At 70.2% G+C, this 17409-nt stretch carries 20 protein-coding genes; 10 read left to right on the forward strand and 10 right to left on the reverse strand.

Annotation, left to right across the window (positions count from 1 at the left end):
* Window positions 1-40 precede the first annotated feature (40 nt).
* Window positions 41-598, forward strand: coding sequence for a GNAT family N-acetyltransferase (locus QQ657_RS11690; protein WP_284742098.1), 558 nt, complete (start codon window positions 41-43; stop codon window positions 596-598).
* Here the strand turns inward: QQ657_RS11690 and QQ657_RS11695 are convergent.
* Window positions 584-1702, reverse strand: a complete 1119-nt coding sequence (locus QQ657_RS11695) for a hypothetical protein (protein ID WP_284742099.1) — start codon at window positions 1700-1702, stop codon at window positions 584-586. The genes QQ657_RS11690 and QQ657_RS11695 overlap by 15 nt on opposite strands.
* Window positions 1699-2679 (reverse strand): XRE family transcriptional regulator, encoded by a 981-nt coding sequence (locus QQ657_RS11700; RefSeq protein WP_284742100.1) that lies wholly within the window; start codon window positions 2677-2679, stop codon window positions 1699-1701. The genes QQ657_RS11695 and QQ657_RS11700 overlap by 4 nt, the downstream gene beginning before the upstream one ends.
* Before the next feature lie 308 nt (window positions 2680-2987).
* Between QQ657_RS11700 and QQ657_RS11705 the strand changes: the two genes are divergently transcribed.
* From QQ657_RS11705 to QQ657_RS11720, 4 genes are all read left to right on the forward strand, one after another.
* On the forward strand, window positions 2988-3608 hold the full coding sequence (locus QQ657_RS11705) for a hypothetical protein (RefSeq protein ID WP_284742101.1): 621 nt from the start codon (window positions 2988-2990) through the stop codon (window positions 3606-3608).
* 21 nt (window positions 3609-3629) lie between these two features.
* Entirely contained in the window at window positions 3630-4292 is a 663-nt protein-coding gene (locus QQ657_RS11710; RefSeq protein ID WP_284742102.1) for a Crp/Fnr family transcriptional regulator, read from the forward strand.
* Window positions 4293-4372: 80 nt separating this feature from the next.
* The gene (locus QQ657_RS11715; RefSeq protein WP_284742103.1) at window positions 4373-4645 is read left to right on the forward strand and encodes a hypothetical protein; all 273 of its coding nucleotides are present in this window, start codon (window positions 4373-4375) and stop codon (window positions 4643-4645) included.
* Window positions 4642-5262, forward strand: a complete 621-nt coding sequence (locus QQ657_RS11720) for a hypothetical protein (RefSeq protein ID WP_284742104.1) — start codon at window positions 4642-4644, stop codon at window positions 5260-5262. The genes QQ657_RS11715 and QQ657_RS11720 overlap by 4 nt, the downstream gene beginning before the upstream one ends.
* Here QQ657_RS11720 and QQ657_RS11725 read toward each other — a convergent pair.
* From QQ657_RS11725 to QQ657_RS11740, 4 genes are read right to left on the reverse strand one after another with little or no spacing between them, the layout of a single operon-like run.
* Entirely contained in the window at window positions 5259-6293 is a 1035-nt protein-coding gene (locus QQ657_RS11725) for a thiamine-phosphate kinase (protein ID WP_284742105.1), read from the reverse strand. The two genes, QQ657_RS11720 and QQ657_RS11725, sit on opposite strands and share 4 nt — an antisense overlap.
* Window positions 6277-6888, reverse strand: coding sequence for a dCTP deaminase (gene dcd, locus QQ657_RS11730; protein ID WP_284742106.1), 612 nt, complete (start codon window positions 6886-6888; stop codon window positions 6277-6279). The genes QQ657_RS11725 and dcd overlap by 17 nt, the downstream gene beginning before the upstream one ends.
* Window positions 6885-7619, reverse strand: coding sequence for a hypothetical protein (locus QQ657_RS11735; protein WP_284742107.1), 735 nt, complete (start codon window positions 7617-7619; stop codon window positions 6885-6887). The genes dcd and QQ657_RS11735 overlap by 4 nt, the downstream gene beginning before the upstream one ends.
* 12 nt (window positions 7620-7631) lie before the next feature.
* Window positions 7632-8927: a helix-turn-helix transcriptional regulator gene (locus QQ657_RS11740; RefSeq protein ID WP_284742108.1), complete on the reverse strand. Its 1296-nt coding sequence runs from the start codon at window positions 8925-8927 to the stop codon at window positions 7632-7634.
* Between the two features lie 628 nt (window positions 8928-9555).
* Between QQ657_RS11740 and QQ657_RS11745 the strand changes: the two genes are divergently transcribed.
* From QQ657_RS11745 to QQ657_RS11755, 3 genes are all read left to right on the forward strand, one after another.
* A complete protein-coding gene (locus QQ657_RS11745; protein ID WP_284742109.1) occupies window positions 9556-10128 on the forward strand; it encodes a hypothetical protein in 573 nt (190 codons plus the stop codon).
* 103 nt (window positions 10129-10231) lie between these two features.
* Entirely contained in the window at window positions 10232-11488 is a 1257-nt protein-coding gene (locus tag QQ657_RS11750; protein WP_284742110.1) for a bifunctional glycosyltransferase family 2/GtrA family protein, read from the forward strand.
* Window positions 11488-13344: a glycosyltransferase family 39 protein gene (locus QQ657_RS11755; RefSeq protein WP_284742111.1), complete on the forward strand. Its 1857-nt coding sequence runs from the start codon at window positions 11488-11490 to the stop codon at window positions 13342-13344. The genes QQ657_RS11750 and QQ657_RS11755 overlap by 1 nt, the downstream gene beginning before the upstream one ends.
* 40 nt (window positions 13345-13384) lie before the next feature.
* On the opposite strand, the gene QQ657_RS11760 is transcribed toward QQ657_RS11755, so the two are convergent.
* Together QQ657_RS11760 and QQ657_RS11765 are read right to left on the reverse strand one after the other, a co-directional pair.
* Complete coding sequence (locus tag QQ657_RS11760) at window positions 13385-13936, reverse strand: hypothetical protein (protein ID WP_284742112.1); 552 nt, start codon at window positions 13934-13936, stop codon at window positions 13385-13387.
* A 50-nt stretch (window positions 13937-13986) separates the two neighbouring features.
* The gene (locus tag QQ657_RS11765; RefSeq protein WP_284742113.1) at window positions 13987-14409 is read right to left on the reverse strand and encodes a nuclear transport factor 2 family protein; all 423 of its coding nucleotides are present in this window, start codon (window positions 14407-14409) and stop codon (window positions 13987-13989) included.
* 85 nt (window positions 14410-14494) lie between these two features.
* On the opposite strand from QQ657_RS11765, the gene QQ657_RS11770 reads away from it, so the two are divergent.
* Window positions 14495-15253, forward strand: a complete 759-nt coding sequence (locus QQ657_RS11770) for a hypothetical protein (protein WP_284742114.1) — start codon at window positions 14495-14497, stop codon at window positions 15251-15253.
* Here QQ657_RS11770 and QQ657_RS11775 read toward each other — a convergent pair.
* Window positions 15232-15960 carry an AfsR/SARP family transcriptional regulator gene (locus QQ657_RS11775; RefSeq protein WP_284742115.1) on the reverse strand — a complete coding sequence of 243 codons (729 nt, stop codon included), beginning with the start codon at window positions 15958-15960 and terminating at the stop codon, window positions 15232-15234. The two genes, QQ657_RS11770 and QQ657_RS11775, sit on opposite strands and share 22 nt — an antisense overlap.
* Window positions 15961-16072: 112 nt before the next feature.
* Here QQ657_RS11775 and QQ657_RS11780 point away from each other — a divergent pair, with 112 nt between their 5' ends.
* A complete protein-coding gene (locus QQ657_RS11780) occupies window positions 16073-16783 on the forward strand; it encodes a PP2C family protein-serine/threonine phosphatase (protein WP_284742116.1) in 711 nt (236 codons plus the stop codon).
* Between the two features lie 6 nt (window positions 16784-16789).
* On the opposite strand, the gene QQ657_RS11785 is transcribed toward QQ657_RS11780, so the two are convergent.
* The gene (locus QQ657_RS11785; RefSeq protein ID WP_284742117.1) at window positions 16790-17266 is read right to left on the reverse strand and encodes a DUF2127 domain-containing protein; all 477 of its coding nucleotides are present in this window, start codon (window positions 17264-17266) and stop codon (window positions 16790-16792) included.
* Between the last annotated feature and the right edge of the window lie 143 nt (window positions 17267-17409).

A 17409-nucleotide genomic window follows, 5' to 3' on the forward strand; every position in this document is an offset into this window, starting at 1 on the left:
CCGGCACTATGGAAGTACCCGGAGAACGGAGTCGCTGCAGATGACCGAGCCCCACGTATGGCGGGCCCGATCCGCAGACCTGATCCCGTTCGCCACCGCCCTCGGTGACGCCGGATTCTTCCGTGACCGCCTGACCCGCCAGCGAAACGACCAGGGCGTCCTCTTCCTCGCGTGGGTCCGCGCGCGTCCCGCCGGCGCCGTGTACCTGTGGCTGGAGGAGGCCGAGGAGCCCCCGATCCGCCGGCACCTCCCGGGGGTCGCCCTGCTCACCCACCTGCAGGTTCTCCCCGAGCTGCGCAACCGCGGCGTCGGGGCGGCCCTGGTGGGCGCGGTGGAGGCGCACCTCCTCGAGCAGGGCCACGAGCGGGTGGCCCTGGCGGTCCGCACGGACAACCCGGCCGCGGCCCGCCTGTACCGGCGGCTGGGCTACCGGGACTGGGGCCACGGCACGGTCATCTGCTACGCGCAGCTGGCCTTGCCGAACGGCGGCGTCCTCGAGGTGCCGGAACGCTGTCACGTGCTGGTCAAGGACCTGGCCGTGGTCACGCCGGCACCGCGGGGCGAGCCACGGGCGATCGGCGCCTCAAGCCGGTACTGAACGGCGGGTGGTGGCCGATTCGAGGGTCGCCAGCGCGCCGTCGATCCCCAGGCCGCCGCGGTGGTCGCGGCGGAGTTCGCGGATGTGCTCGCGCCAGCGCACGCAGTCGTCCTGCCAGGCCCGCAGGTAGCGGACGCACATCTCCGGGGTGATCAGGTGGCTGCGCCCGATCGACGCCTTGAGGGCCGCGACCATCCTGGCCTGCTGCCCCGGTTCGATGTCCGAGGCGAGCACCTGCTCGATCGTCGTGCTGATGATCCGGCGCCGCGCGGGCAGGAACCCACCCCAGTACCCCTCGTCGGCGTGCGCCAGGCCCAGCCCGTTGTCGAGCAGGCCGAACACACCCTCCGCGAGGGTGTCGCCCAGTTCCTCGCCGCGAGCCCGCCGGGGATCGTTGTACGGGTCGTAGTCGTACTGCCACGCGGTCCCGACGACGGCCGACGGGCGCAGCCGCAGCCCGTCCAGGAGGAAGAACCAGTCCTCGTTGTAGATGTTCGGGAAGAACGACGAGAACGCCGCCTCGCCGACGACGAGGGCGCCCCCGCCGATGAACACGTCCTGGGGCGCGCCGACCTCACGGAGCGCGTGGCAGACCACCGAGTTGTCCGGCATCCCGGCGTTCGCGAGCCCGACGACGGCGTGGTGGGTGAGCAGGCCCGCCGCCGCCGCGAGATCGCCCGGCTGGGGCAGGACGATGTCGTCGTCGAGGAAGACGATCCGCTCCCACCCCGTCAAAATCGCGACGAGCAGGCCGAGGTTCCGCTTCAGGCTCGTGTCGACCTTGCGGTGGAACTTCCCGAACTTGAGCAGCTTGTCGGTGGAGAACTCGGGGACGACGCCGCTGGGCAGGAGGTCGACGTCGACGGCCGTCACCCGGACGCCCGCCCGCTTCGCCGCCAGCTCCGCGTTCGAGGCGTTGGCCCGCATGCTGCACAGGAGCACCAAGTGGGCATCGAGGAGCTTCGCCGCGTTGATGGCTTGCTTCAGGTAGGCCGCCGGACGCCCGTTGGGCACGATGATCGCGTCGACGGTCGCGCGCGGGGTGAAGTCCGTGTCGAAGTGGTCCAGCAGATCCTGGTGCGACTCGTGCTGCTGAGGTTTCACTTCGCGACCTCGGGCCACTCGTGCAGGCGGTTCTCCTCGAGCGTCCAGTCGGGAGTCAGGCCCTGGCCGCCGATGACGGGCACCCGGCTGATGATGCTGAAGGACTCTTCGCCGGCGAACCGGTCCCGTACGTAGGCGGTGTTCCGGTCCAGGAACCGGTTGTCCGTCAACGCTCTCACTGCGCCCAGCGTTCCTCGACCGTACATACCATTGCATACGGTCACAGTGCGCTTTCGGTTGAACGGAGATACTCCGCGATAGAAGTGCGCCACGTCTTCCACCAGGTGCCCCTGGGCGTCGAGCCGCGGCTCGATGAGCCGCGGCTGGCCGTTCTCCTGGACCCGGAACCCGCCGTGCTCGGCGTCGACCGCCCGGCCGACCTGCTCCAGGGGGAGGTCCGCTCGATTGATCACGACCTTCGTCACGGTGTTCCAGTCGACGCCTCCCAGGAGGACGAGGTGGCCGGTGTAGTCGTCCGCCGTGAGCTCGTTGCTGGTGCGGAACGTGACCGGGTTGTCGGGGTTGCGCGCCCGGATGTGCCCGAACAGCTCGATCAGCGCGTCGGGGTCCGCGTACGTGTACAGCGACACGAAGTCCGCGCTCTCGGGATCGGCGTAGACGAGGTTCCGGCGGTACTCCTCCGGCAACGGCGCGCAGACGATGGTGATCCGCTGATCGACTTCTTCGAAGGTCCAGAGGTCGACCACCCCCGGCTCCGGTTCATTGCCTTCGCGCAACCACAGAAGCTCGTCCAGCAGCTCCTTGCGCTGGTCACGCTCGTCGTCCGTCAGTTCTTCGAGCGTGAGGACTCGCAGGGACCCCCCGGTCCACGAACGTCGCGTCGCGAACAACGTCGCGTAGGCCTCGAGCCGTTTGACGGGCGGGCTGACCGGCTTCTCCGTGTTCTCCCACGACGAGATGAGCGAGGTGCTGACCCCGCCGAACGCCTTGGCGAGCTGCCCCTGCCTGATTCCCACGTCAGGCCAGTACCGCTCCCTCAGCGCTTTGAGGCGGCGGGCGAGCGCAGGCTGCGGCTCGACTGGGGACACGATCTCCGCCACCCTTCAGTAAATTTCAGTAGTGCCGAGAGTGGTGCGATAATACTCCCTGTAGCTAAAGGCGCTGTCGTCGACCCGCCACAGCTGGGACTGAAACGTTACGTCGACCCGAACTCCCTCACACCAAACGGGTAACGTCGATTCAACTCTGTTGTTCCAGGGTACTTCAACCCCTACAGTGAACTTGACTGAACTTCAGCTTCACACCTGAAGGCAGGGAGCGGGCCATGGACACTTCATCAGCTGACATACCCCGGCACCGGGCCATCGTGGCGGTCGACATCGAAAAGTCGACCGAGCGGACGAACTCGGTGCGGACCCAGCTCCGTAATGTCCTCTTCCAGCTCCTCGACGAGGCCCTTGCGGCCGGCGGGATCGGCAAGAAGCACCGCGACCCGTTCGTCGACCGCGGCGACGGGGCCCTGTGCCTGATCAAGCCCTTCGACCAGCTGCCGAAGACGCTCCTGCTCACCACCGTCGTCCCCGCGCTGGGCGACCTGCTGGAGAAGCACGCCGAGAGTCACCCCGAGCTCGCGTTCCGGCTGCGCGTCGCCGTGCACGCCGGTGAGGTGCACCGCGACTCGCGCGCCTCCTACGGCGAGGACGTCGACATCGCCTGCCGGCTGGTGGACGCCCCCGAGCTCAAGCGGCGGCTGCGCGAAACGACCGCGCCGCTCGCGCTCGCCGTGTCGCAGGAGATCCACCGCGCCGTCGTGCGGCACGGCTACCCCGGCATCGACCGGGCCGCCTTCACCCAGGCGGTCCACATCAAGCTCGGCGAAGAACGGCTACGCGGCTGGCTCTACACGCCCGAAGTCGTCGAGCCCGAGGAGGGACTGACCGCGTAGGACCGGAAGCGAGGTGGGGACGTGGAACCGACGGGATTCTGGGCCGACCTGGCCCCGGCCGATCGCCGGGTGCTGGCGGAGTCCGCCACGCGGCGCAGGTATCCGCGCGGCGAGACCCTCTGCCGCGAGGGCGACCGCTCCAGCGTCGTGCTGGTGCTGCTCACCGGGCACGTGCGGATCGTGCACGGGACGCCGGACGGGCGCGAGGTCGTCGTGGGGGTGCGCAGCCGGGGCGACGTCATCGGCGAGCTGGCCGCGATCGACGCGCAGCCGCGATCGGCGACCGTCGAAGCGCTCGACGACGTCGAGGTCCTGGAAGTCCCCGGCGACCGCTTCGCAGCGCTGTGCCGGACGCGGTCCCGGATCTCCTGGGCGCTGCTGCTCGTGCTGTCGACGCGGCTGCGTTCGGTCGGCCGGCAGTGGCTGGAGCTCGGGGGCGGCGCCGCGGCGAGGCGGGTGGCCGCGCAGCTGATGCAGCTGGCCGTCCAGCACGGGGTCCCCCACGGTCCGGACATCCGGATCTCCGTCCCGGCCACGCAGGCGGAGCTGGCGATGACCGCGGCGATCTCGCGCGAGTCCTGGGCACGCGCGACGCGCGACCTGCGGCGCCAGGGCGTCATCAGCACCGGCAGAAGACAGGTGACCATCCACCGCTTGGCCGAACTTCGACGTCTGGCGAGCTGAATCCCGCCTTCTGTGTCAGCTGACACAGACCGCGCGGCGAGCCGGAGGTTTCCTGGATCCACGGGCAGAGGAGGGCATTCATGGACCCCTACACCACCGCACCGAGCCAGAGCCGCTGGCGCCGGGGCGTTTACGCGGCCGGGCTGGTCATCCCGTTCACCGCCACGCAGGTCTGGGCACTGCTGGTGCTGCTGCGGCTGGCACCCCTCGACGGTCTGGTCGGCCAGGCCTTCGTGCTGGTCCTGCTGGGCTCGGTCGTCGCGATCTGGGCGGGGTGGCGCTGGACCTGGCAGCTCGGCCGGGACCGCGACCGCCGGCCCGAGCCCGCCCCGAAGACCCGGATCCCGACATGACGTCCGGGCTGGTGATCGTCGCGGCCCTCGTGCTCGGCATCGCCACCGGACGTCTCTCACGCCACCTCGGCGGCCTCCTGCGCCGCCGGCTGACCGGAAGGAACACGGAAATGACCAGCAGGCAAGCGTCGTTCCCCGCGCGGCTCTACCACTGGCGGTGGGAGATCCTGGCGGTGACGCTGCTCCCCTACGTCCTGGTGACGTTCGCACTGTGGGCCGGCGCGCTGTGGGCCTCGGCGGTCTTCGTCACGGCGCTGGGGTGGGCACTGCTGCGCCGCCGCCAGGTGCGCACCCGCATCCAGGCGGTCCGGCTGCAGCACCGCCTGCGCGCGGCATTCCCCTTGCTGCGCCTCCCGGGCGGCCGCCTCCCGGCGATCCTCTGGTCCCGCCCCCGCGGCGGCGACATCGTGGTATCGCTGTTCGGCCGCGAGGCATTCGAGCACTTGCACCGCAACCGTTCCGCACTGGCGGCGGCGTGCGCGGTCCCGGAGGTGTACGTGGACCGCCACCCGAGGTACGCAAGCCTCGTGACGTTGACGATCAGCCCGACCGAGGCCCCGCGTGAGCCGCGTGCGGTGCTGCCGAGCAACGTGGTTCCCTTGCGGGCGCACAGCTAGATCCCCAGCACCTCGGTGACCAAAGTGGACAGTTCACCGCCGTGCCACGAACCGGCCGAGAACCGCTCCTGGGCGATCCCTTCCCACGGAGCGGTTCCTGCGGTCAGCTGCTTGTCCGCGGTCAGCGTTCCGATTTCCTGCGCCGCGATGCCGTCGCCGAGCAGGGTCTTCGTGACCACCTGGACGTCGTCGGCCCGGACGGCCGCGACCAGACCCCAGTCACCCCAAGTCTGCGCGAGGTCGAACGGCCGCAGACCACACTGCCGGGCAACGTCGGCCAGTGGTTCGTCCAGCTCGAACTCCCCGGTGATCGTCGCGCCGACCTCGTTCGCCTCGCACAGCGTGCGGACCGTGGCGAACAAGCCGTCGGAGACGTCCATCGCCGCCCGCGCGTACCCGGCCAGCAGCTGCCCGGCCGCGAGCTGGGCCATCGGGCGGCAGGCACGCTCCCAGATCTCTTCCCGGGCCGGAGCCGGGAGCTTCGCGCGCCCGGTCTCCAGCAGCGCCGCGGCCCAGAGGTAGCCGGGCGAACCGACGAGCATGAGCCGGTCCCCGGCCTCCGCGCCGGACCGCCGCAGCCTGCTGCCCGGCACACACCGGCCGATGGCCGTCGCGGTCAGCTGGACGGCGCCGTCCCGGAGGTCCCCGCCCGCGACCTTCGTGCCGTGCGCGGCGCAACTCTCGTCGACGCCGTCGAGCAGGCGCTCGAACTCCCGCACGGTGGTCGTCTTGGGCAGCGTGTAGTTGACGACGAGCCCGAGCGGTTCGGCCCCCGCGGCAGCCAGGTCGGAGAGGTTGATCGTGGCCAGCAACCAGCCGGCGTGGAACAGATCGGGTTCGCGCAGGATGTCGACCACCGGCGTCGGACAGCTGTCGGTGGTCGCGACGAGTTCGCTCGGCGTGTCCACTCTCGCCAGGAACGCGCTGTCGTCGCCGAACCCCTCCGTGCCGCCGTACCTGGGCCGGAGTACTTCTCGCTGGATCCGTTGCTCACCCAGATCGCCGAGGCGTTGCTCAGTGCTGCCGGACATGATCCGCCAATCGGGACGCGACGACCGCGTGGTCGCTCGAGTAGTTGTGCGGCATGGCGCCGTAGGGCCGTTCGCTCCCGGTCGAAGCGAACAGCATCAGGTTGCAGATCCGGGCGCCTGGATACAACAGCACCGGGTGCCGCAGGTGGTTGACGATCTCCAGGGTCAGCACGGCGCCGCTGTCCCAGCCGAAGCCGGGGCTGACCTGGCCGCACAACACGACACTGATCCCGAGACGCGCGTAGTCGCTGGTTCCGTCGACGAGACCGACGAGGTTCTCGGACAAACCGATGCGTTCCAAGGTGGGCGCGAGTACGACCTCACCGGCGTCGATAGCGATCCGCCCACGGTCGTCGAGTGCCTTTGGCACTAGTTCGGGGTAAGTGGCGCGGTCGGCGATGTCCACTGGCCCGGTGGACTGCAGGCCGAACGCCTCGGCACCGAGACTCAGGCTGATCGCGGCAGGGCGGATGAGCTCCTCCCGGAACGGGTCGATGTACAGGTCGCCGAGATGGTGAGCGCGGCGGATCGCACGGTCGGTGAGCACCCCCCGCCGCTTGAGACGCGGGCGCAGCGAAACCGGCTGGAGGATCATCCGCCGCACTCCGTCACGACAGCCTTTACGAGCAACTGGAAGTCCGATTCGGACAGTGGATGGTTCGGCTGGTCGTCGCTCTCCCCCGGAGCGCAGTAGACGACGGTAGTCGGCGTACGACGCGGCCCTTGGACGACGATTGTGGCGGTCAAGCCCCTCCCGATCGGCTCGACGGTGTGCACAACGTCGGTGTCGCACGCGTAGACCTCGCCCTGGGAGACGTGCGGCGAGTTCGTCCGGAACAGCCGGGCGGTGCCGTCGGCGACGAGCGCCGCCGGGTTCTCCGGGTCGGTGCCGTAGCGGTAGCGGGTGAACGGCTTGCCGCGGTCAGTGACCTCCCGGTACTCGACCATGTGCATGCCGACGCCGGTGAGCACCGCGGAGGCGAACTCCCAGCGGTGGCTGTGCGGGTTGGACTCGCCGCGGGCCGTGGCACCGGAAGCCTCGGGCCAGACGTGCAGCCGGATCCGGAACTCTGGATCCGCCGAGGTGTGCAAGATCAGCTTGGCGAACCCGTTGGGATGCCAGTACGAGCGGGCTACGACGGCCGCCACGGCGTTGACGTTCCGGCTCAGGCCGGCCAGCCACGACACGAACGTGTGCGGATCGTCGCGCACCACTCCGGCGGCCGCGAGGAGCCGGTGGATGTCGGGCTCGCCGTCACTCAGCGAAGCCGCGAGGTCGCGCACGAACCAGGATTCGGGAACGACGGGACTCGGGATGGTGCTCATCGGTCGGGGTAGTCACTCTCCGGGAGGACGGACGGGTGCTGCGACGAGGGCCAATGCGGCCGCGCGCAGGGCGGTGACGGCGTCGAGAGTCATCCAGATTGGCAGGTCGCCACTGCCCCAGGCCCACAGGCCCAGGCTCGGCTCGTACCGCGCCCAGAGCGGGCCCAACGCACGCTGGAGCCGGGCGAGTGGCACGAGCGGTGCGTCCACCAGCGCGAGCACCACCCAGGCGGACGTGAAGTGCCGAATGACGATCCGGGTCGTCCCCGGTTCGCCGGGCTTTTCGCGGATGAGTTCTTCGGAGACGCCGTCATCCGGGTGGGTGCGGTCGATCAGCCACTGCGTGGCCTGCTCGACCGCCTCCCGGACGTCGGTGCGTTCGGCACCGTTGCGCAGGGCTTCGCGCAGGGCTACCACTGCACGGGCGGTGTGGACTGTGGAAGGCTCCGGCGCGACGAGACCCCGCTCGTTCTTCTCGGGCCAAAGCAAGATGCCGTCGAAGTCGAGCCGGGTCGAAAGCAGGTCGTCGACCAGGCCAAGGGTCAACGGGGCGTCCGGCCGGAGTCGGACGGCGGTGCGCAGCGCGCTCGACAGCAGGAACGGACGCGTCCTGCTGAAGTCATCGAGCGAGTGCTCGAGGTGGGCGAGGCCGTCGTCAGCCGAGAGCAGGGTGCTGACTTGAAACAGGGCATCGATGACGGCGGCCGTGGTCTCCGGCCGCCGTCCGCCAGACCGGCCCTGCCAGCCATGTCTGGTTCGCATCGCGTAGAGGTTTTCAGCGGCCGAATGTAGGTCAATGTAGGGATCGCCTACTACCGACATCGCACTGATCCCGTAGGCCGTGGCCAGCGCCGTCTGACCGCTGTCCTTTTGCAGGTTGTGCCGCCAGCCGAGTGCCCTGCCGCGCTCGTCGCGGATGAGATGCTGCTCGAGGCTCCGGCCCACCCTCCCGAACACCTCCAGCAGCGACCCGGCGGTGTCGACGACAGGCGAAACCACTGCGACGGGACTGAGGTTCCCATGCGGGGCGCGCGCCGCCTCAGCCAGTTTTACCAGCGCGTTCTCCGCTTCGAAGTGATCATCGAGCTGTTGAGCGTTACGACTCGACGGGAGATACTTACCGGTTTCCCACTGGGTGAGGTTGGCCCGAGAGACGCCGATGATGTCCGCCAGCTGAGCCTGTGTCTCGCCGGCTGCACGACGAAGTCTGCGCAGCTCTTTGCCGACATCCTTGGTCGTAACTGTTACCCGCGCAGGACTTACCCACTTGCCCGCAGGCGATGTAGGCTCAGAGTAGGCGCTCGACATCCGACATCACCTACTTATGTAGGTAAATGTAGGATGGTAAGGCGATGACACGTTGCGGACTGTACAGGACGGAACTGGAATCGCGGCGTCAGGTTCGCTCGAAGGCGTGTCACGATTTTGTCCAAGATTGCGGGCCCGCGAAGACCCGTGGCCCACCCCTGCGAAGCCCTTGGTCGCGAGCGAGCACGGCCGGTACGGGGATGCGGACCGCATCCGAGCGCCCGGCTCAGACCGTCTGCCGGACGCCCGGTCGCCGGCCCAGCCGGCGTGGTGCGCGTCCTCCCGTGTCCGATCGTTTCTGCGGGGTGTTCCCCATGAGAGACCACAACTTATCCACGTTAAAACGAGTCAGATGGTTCGACAGGCTGCTGTGCCGCGTCGGCGAGTGGCTGTTCGCAGCCGACGAAGACGCCCGCGCCACCGCGCGCGGCTGGGAAGTCCGGCGCGGGGCTCGAGGCACTCGCGTCTACCGCGACCCCCGCTGGGACGGCGTGCACGCCTGCGCTTCCTGTGGCGGCCACGGGCTCATCCCCACCGACGGCGCGGCCTGCCCGGTCTGCGCCGGCACCGGAGTCATCCGCTCGGCGCCCGCGGTCGCGGCTGCCGAAGGAGGGAAAGGAGCACGGTCATGACCCGCGACCACCACGCCACCGAACTGGCCCGGCAGCTGACCCACGTCAAGCGGCCCAACCCGGTCCTGTGGCTCTACCACTGGCGTTACGAGATCCTCGCCGTGACGCTCCTGCCCTACGCCCTGGTCAACCTCTTCCTCGCGCTGGGGCTGGTCTGGTCCCTGGTCGCCCTGGTGGCGGCGTTCAACTGGGTCTTCTACTGGCGCGCGGCCCGCCGTCACATGCGCGGCCGGCTGCGCGCGATCGTCGTGCAGCACCGGTTGCGCACGGGCTTCGCGGGTGCGCGGATCTGCACGGTGGACGGTCGCCGCCCGGCGATCCTGTGGACCCGCCCGGTCGACGGCGACGTCATGGTCTGGCTGTTCTGCCCGGCGGGCATCGGGTTCGAGCACATCCACGCGAGCCGCGAGACACTGGCGGCCGCGTGCTTCGCGAACGAGGTCTACGTCGACCGCCACCCGAAGTACGCGGCGCTGATCACGCTGACCATCTGCACCACGGCGACCCGGCGTGAGCCCGGTCGCGCGGTGTCGCCCGGTGAGGTCGTGCCCCTGCGGGCGCACAGCTGAGCCCCGGACCCGGCGTCCACCTGGTGGGCGCCGGGTCCGGCGCACAGCAACCGCACAGGGCGATCACACGATCACCAAAGCGAGGCCCGCGACCGTATGAGGCATGACAGCCACCGCCTCCGCATCGCGGCCCGGGACCGTCCCGGTCGATCTGGCCGGCCCGCAGCCCGTCCTCGACGTCGTCATTCCGGTCTACAACGAAGAGGCCGACCTCGAACCGTGCATCCGCCGGCTGCACGCGCACCTGGCCGAACACGTCTCCTACCCCTACCGGATCACGATCGCCGACAACGCCAGCACCGATGCGACGCTGCGGGTGGCCGAAAGACTCGCCCGGGAGTTCCCCGAGGTGGCCGTCCACCACCTCGACGAGAAAGGCCGCGGCCGCGCGCTCAACGCCGTCTGGCGGGCCTCCGACGCCGCCGTCCTCGCCTACATGGACGTCGATCTCTCCACCGATCTCGCCGCGCTCGGACCGCTCGTCGCTCCTCTTCTCTCGGGGCACTCCGATCTCGCCATCGGCAGCAGGCTCGCCCGGGGAGCGCGAGTCGTGCGGGGGCCGAAGCGGGAGTTCATCTCCCGCGCCTACAACCTGATCCTGCGCTCGACGCTCGCCGCCAAGTTCAGCGACGCGCAGTGCGGCTTCAAGGCCATCCGCGCCGACGTCGCGCGTGAGCTGCTCCCCCACGTCGAGGACACCGGCTGGTTCTTCGACACCGAGCTGCTCGTCCTCGCGCAACGCGCCGGGCTGCGGATCCACGAGGTGCCCGTCGACTGGGTCGACGACCCGAACTCCTCGGTCAACATCGTCAAGACCGCCACCGCGGACCTCAAGGGCATCGCCCGCGTCACGAAGGCCACCTTCACCGGCGAAATCCCGATCAGCCGGCTGCGCGAACAGCTCGGCCGGCAACCGATCGGGGTCGACGCGCCGGGGGTGCCGCCGCGGCTGGTGACGCAGCTCGTGCGGTTCGCCGCCATCGGGGTCAGCAGCACCCTCGCCTACCTCGTGCTGTTCCTGTTGCTGCGGACGGCCGTCGGCGCGCAGCCGGCGAACTTCGCCGCGCTGCTGGTGACGGCGGTCGGGAACACCGCGCTCAACCGGCGGCTCACGTTCGGCATCCGCGGGCGCGCCGGCGCCGGGCGGCACCAGTTCGAAGGGCTGATCGTGTTCGGCCTCGGGCTCGCCCTGACGAGCGGATCGCTGGCCCTGCTCAACGGATCCACCACCCCCGGCCTCGTCCTGGAGATCACCGTGCTCGTGCTGGCGAACCTCGCCGCGACGGTGCTCCGGTTCCTGCTCCTGCGCGGCTGGGTGTTCAACCCGCGCCGCCAGGCCACTACCCAGAAGGAGTACTGATGACCGCCGTCCTGTCCGACCCCGTGACGCAGGAACCGCGCCACCGCAAGGATTCCGCGGCACACGCACCGCCACGCTGGGTCCGCCCGTCGGTGTTCGGGCTGCTGGCCGCGACCGCCGTGCTGTACTTCTGGAACCTGACCGCGTCCGGCTTCGGCAACTCGTTCTACGCAGCCGCCGTGCAGTCCGGGACGCAGGACTGGAAGGCCTGGCTGTTCGGGTCGCTCGACTCGGGCAACGTGCTCACCGTCGACAAGCCGCCCGCGGCACTGTGGGTCGGCACGCTCTTCGCACGCATCTTCGGGTTCTCCAGCTTCACCGTGCTGGCCCCGCAAGCGCTGATGGGTGTCGCGTCCGTCGGCATCCTTTACCTGACGGTGAAACGGACTTCGGGCCCGATCGCCGGGCTGATGGCCGGCGCGATGCTGGCGCTCACCCCGGTCGCGGCGCTGATGTTCCGATTCAACAACCCGGACGCGCTGCTCGTGCTGCTCATGGTCGCGGGCGCCTACTTCGTCGTGCGGGCCACGGAAAAGGCCAGCCCGAAGTGGCTCGCGCTGGCCGGTGTCGCCATCGGCTTCGGCTTCCTGACGAAGATGATGCAGGCGTTCCTGGTGCTCCCGGCGTTCGGGCTGGTGTACCTGATCGCGGCGCCGACGTCGCTCGGCAAGCGGCTGCTGCACCTCGGCGGCGCGGTCGCGGCGCTGGTCGTCTCGGCGGGCTGGTTCATCGCGCTGGTCGACCTCTGGCCGACGGCGTCGCGGCCCTACATCGGCGGGTCCGAAGGGGACAGTCTGCTCGAACTCGCCTTGGGCTACAACGGGTTGTCGCGCATCTTCGGCGGCGGTGACGGCAGCGGGCCCGGCGGTGGCGGCGGCATGGGCGGCGGCAACACCGGCTTCGGCGGCGCGTCCGGGCTCTTCCGGATGTTCGGGTCGAGCTTCGGCACGGAGATCTCGTGGCTGCTGCCGGCCGCGCTGATCGGGCTGGTCGCCGGGCTGTGGTTCACCCGCCGCGCGCCGCGCACCGACCGGACGCGCCTGGCGCTGATCCTGTGGGGCGGCTGGCTGCTCGTGACGGCGCTGGTGTTCAGCTACATGAGCGGCATCGTGCACCCGTACTACTCGGTCGCGCTCGCCCCGGCGATCGCCGCGCTGGTCGCGATCTCCGGCCGTTCGCTGTGGCAGGGCCGGGACAACCTCGGCCCGCGGGCGACGCTCGCCGGAATGGTCGTGGCGACGGCGGTGTGGTCGTTCATCCTGCTCGACCGGACCCCGGACTGGTTTCCGGCGCTGCGCTGGATCGTCGCGGTGCTCGGCGTCCTCGCCGGGACGGTGCTGGTGATGGGCGTGCCGACTTTCAAGAAGGCGGCCACGATCGTGGCGGCGGCGGTGGTCCTGACCCTGGGCGTCTCCACCGCGGCCTACGGCGTCGAGACGGCGTCGGTGGCCCACAGCGGCTCGATCCCGACCTCGGGACCGACGTCGAGCGCGATGGGCGGCGGCATGGGTGGCGGTCCGGGCGGCGACGAGTCGTCCTCGAGCGCAGTCGGCGAACTGCTGGCGAAGACGACGACGAAGTGGGCCGCGGCGACGACGGGCTCGCAGAACGCGGCATCCCTCGAACTGGCCAGCGGAAAGGCGGTGATCGGCATCGGCGGCTGGAGCGGCTCCGACCCGGCTCCGACGCTGGACGAGTTCAAGGCGTACGTCGCGGCGGGCGAAATCAAGTACTACATCGACGGCGGCCGCGGCGGCGGCCCGGGCGGCGGCTCTTCGGAGATCACCGCGTGGGTGACGGCGAACTTCACCGCCACCACGGTCGACGGCCAGACGGTCTACGACCTGCAGAAGTGACGTCCGAAGGCCCGGGCTTCCCACCGAAGCCCGGGCCTTTTCACGCGATCCCGCGGGCTTCGCGAACCAGCGTGTCGCGGTGGGCCCCGCGAAACACCGTCGTCTCGACGAGCGCCTCGAAGTGCCGGTACCCGCCCAGTGCCTCCACCTCGTCGAACGCCGCCGCCGCGGCCGCGGTGCCGTGACCCCCGCACCCCGCGACGATCACGACCTCCGCGGTTTCCGGGGCGAAGGGGTTCGCCGCGCGGATGACCAGGCCGTAGTCCACGCGCGGGTCGCCGGCGTCGTCGTACCGCGGCGAGGCCGCGAAGCCGGACTTGCGGTCGTACACCGACGAGCCGTGCTCGGCGAACCCGAGCGAGAGCACCCCGTCCAGGCGCGCGAGAACGCTTCCGGTCAGGGAATTGCCGTCCGGGCCGCCGATGAGGATGAGGTCTTCGAGGAGCTCGTCGTCGCCGAGCTCCTCGGCCTCGACGAGCCGCACGGCCGACCCGAGCTGGGCCTGCAGTTCCACCGCGGCGAGCAGGTCGCCTCGGTCCACCATCCCCGGGTGGCGCAGGCCGAACACCATGAGCGGCCGGGAGTCGTGCATCGCGGCTCCTTCGGATCGTTTCTCCGAAGTCGTCGCAGGTCAGCGGGTCGTTACGGCCGGGGCCGCAGGTGGTGGCCGACGTCGCCGACGAGGTCGACCGCGGCCCGGCGTTCGGTGAATCGCCACCCGTCCGCGGTGCGCGTGAACCGGTCGGCGTACCGGCCCGCCACGATCGTCTGCAACGGCAACCCCGGTACCGCCTGCAGCACGGTGAAGTACGCCCGCCCGGACGCCGTGTCGCCGGACACCTCCAGCGCGATGTTCGTCGTCACGTGCTTGGTCCGCGGCGTCCCGTCTTCGTAGACGATCACGTTGTCGCGCAGCATCCGGGCGACTTCGGCACCGCGGAAGGTCCCGCCGCTGCCCACGAACGCCCCCTCGGCGAACAGCGCGCCGACGCCCTCGAAGTCCCCCGCGTCGACCAGCGCCGCGTAGGAGAAGAGCAGGTTCTCGAGCGCGCGGTAGTCGTCCACGGGAACCGATCGTACAGAGAAAGTATGGAAACCTTCCGTACCGTGGCGGCGACGGCGGCAGGGGGCCGCCGACGGGGGTGAATCCATGACGCTCGATCGCCGGAACCTGCTCAAACTCGGTGCGGGAGCGGCTGTCGCGGTCGCGAGCAGCACGCTCATGACCGGCACGGCCGAAGCCGCGACGACCTTGCCGCCTGTGCCGGGCATGCTGGGCGACCGGAAAGCCAACGAACTCTGGTACCAGCTCGACGAAATCGCGCTGTACCACCCGGCCCAGGAGGTCCGGGACGCCTACGCGATCCTCTTCCCTTTCATCCAGCAGAACGCGCCGGAAGGCCTGCCCGCGAAGTGGCGGGCGCTCAGCCTCGAACCGGGCTACCCGCGCAACTACGCCGAGTTCGTCAAGCCGCTCGAGCAGCCGCTGAGAACGCTGTCGACCTTGCAGCTGGGGAACTTCGACCGCTTCTACCGCGGCGACGAAGAAGGCCTCACGAAAGCCTTCGCCGCCTTCGGGCAGGGGATCCTGTTCGACCCGCGGCGGGCCGACGTCGAGTCCGAAGTGCACACCATGGACGGCGATCCGCCGACGGGCTACCACTTCTGGCACGCCATCCAGCGCGCGCAGATGGTGCTGGACATCGACCGCCACCGCTGGGCGCGAATCACCCCGATGCTCGGCTTCGCCTGGGCGCTGCAGTCGATCGCGCGTCCCGATCACCGGCACGTCAACCCAGGTCTGCCGCGCGAGCAGGTCCGTGCGCAGGCGCGGTACTGGCTGCCGCGCTCGACCGCCGAACTCGACCGCGACTTCCGTTCGTCGCCCTACCCGGACAGCACCCGCTGATACGCCGCCTGCAGCACCGGGCCCGGCGCGATCCCGAGCCGTTCGTCGAGGATCCGCCGGCCCCGGTGGTAGACCGCCACCGCGTCCGCCGGCCGCCCGCTCGCGCAAAGCGCGGCCATGAGCAGGGCCCGCGCGCGTTCCCGCAGCGGGTGTTCGAGCACGAGGCCGGTGGCCTCCGGCACCGCGCGCAGGTGGTCACCGATCGCCATGTCCGCTTCGATCCGGCTCTCCAGGACGGCCAGCCGGAGCTCCTCGAACCGCGCCGACTCCCCCGCGCGAAGCGGTTCGGCGATGCCGGCGAGCACGGGACCCCGCCACAGGTCGAGCGCGGCACCGAACAACCCCGCCGCGCGCCCGGCCTCACCCGCGCGCAGTTCGTCGTGCCCCGCGGAAGCCAGCCGTTCGAACTCCTCGGCGTCGATCGTGCCGCCGTCCGGCGCAAGCAGGTACCCACCACCCGACCGAACGAGCCGCGCGGGCCGCCCGAGCCCCTTGCGCAGCCGGGAAACGTACGTGCACAGCTGAGCGTCGACCGTCGAGGGCCGGACGCCTTCCCACAGCAGCGAAACGAGCCGCTCATCGGGAACCACCCGCCCGCGGGCGAGCAGCAGCGCGGCCAGCAGCGTCCGCGGCTTCCGCCCGCCGAGCACAGCCAAGTGGCCGTCGGCGCGGATCACCGCCAGCGGCCCGAGAATCCGGAACTCCATGCCCCACCCCGTTCCCAAGGTACCCGGACCGACACCGCAGGCACAGGAAAGTCTCAGACGGCCCACAGGTTGGGCGCGGATCATGGAGGACATAGGGGACGAGGAGGCCGCGATGATCACGACACGACCGGGTTACCCGCGCTGGCACACCGCGAGCGCCCAGGGGCCGCGCTCGCTCAATGCCGATGCCGTCGGTGCCTATGCCGCGGCCGGTGGACCCGGGATCGTGTTCGCCCTCGCCGACGGTGTCGGGGACGATCCCGCTGCCGCTCGGGCCGCTCGCATCGCGTCCGCGGCCGCCGCGCGCACTCCGGTCCACAAAGGACCTGTCGAGGCCGTTCTCGCGGCGCAGCGCGCGGTTCGCGAGCAGACGCTCGGGGACGCCGTGCTCGTCGTCGCCATGCCGGCCGAGCACGGCGGGTACCGCATCGCCTGGGTCGGCGACGCCCGCGCGTACACCTGGGATGGCACCACGCTCGGCCGCCTGACCACCGACCACACGCTCGCCGAATACTTCCGCTCCCACCACCAGCCGGTGACCCCGCGGATGGAGCACGTGGTCACCACGAGCGTCCGCACGGCCAAGCCGGAGGAGATCGGCACGGCCGAGACGTCGAGCGCGGGGCTGCTGCTGACCAGTGACGGCGTCCACAAGCCGTTGACCGGCAGCGGGATCCGCGCGGTCCTGGCCCGCCCCGGCACCGGCGCGGCCGAGCTCGTCGAAGCGGCGCTCGCCCGCGGCGGCTCGGACAACGCGACCGCCGTCTACGTCGAACCCCTGGAGGCCGACAGCACGACGGTGCGATTTCCGGTCGCCGCGTGACCCCGGCTAACCCCGCTTGAGCTGCCGGTACTCGCGCAGCACCAGCACGATGATCACGACGTCGAGCGCGGCGAAGAACGGCAGCGCGATCGAGTGGGTGTGGATCGCCCGGATGACCTCGTAGACGACGAACGCGGCGAGGATCAGCGCCGCGACCGGGTATGCGCGGACGATCTTGCGGGCCAGCGCCCAGACCAGGCCGAGCTTGATCAGGCCGTGGGCGAGCAGGTACGCGACGGCGAACGTCTTCGTGTCGCCGTGGAGGAAGTTCTCCGTCGCCGACTCCAGGTGGCGGGCGAGGGTGCCGGACGGGTCGCCCAGCAGGTCGCGCGTGATGACCGCGTGGGTGAACCCGCTGACGGTCGAGGCGGGGATGAACGCGAGGATCAGCGCCCCGACGACCTGCAGCGCGCCGTCAAGACCCTTGATCGCGATCGCGATCCGGAAGAACTTCTCGGTCGCGGTCGTCTTCGCTTCGGTCATGCTGCCTCCTCTCGTCCTCACTCTGCCCCAACTACAGTGTGTTCGCACCCGGAGACACCAGGCGCCCAAAAGGGGCCAATTCCTGGCCAATCTCCCGAACCAGCGCCCAATTCGTTGCCAGTGCACCAAGATCATCTCTATGC

The sequence above is a fragment of the Amycolatopsis ponsaeliensis genome (assembly GCF_030182635.1).
GTDB lineage: Bacteria > Actinomycetota > Actinomycetes > Mycobacteriales > Pseudonocardiaceae > Amycolatopsis > Amycolatopsis ponsaeliensis.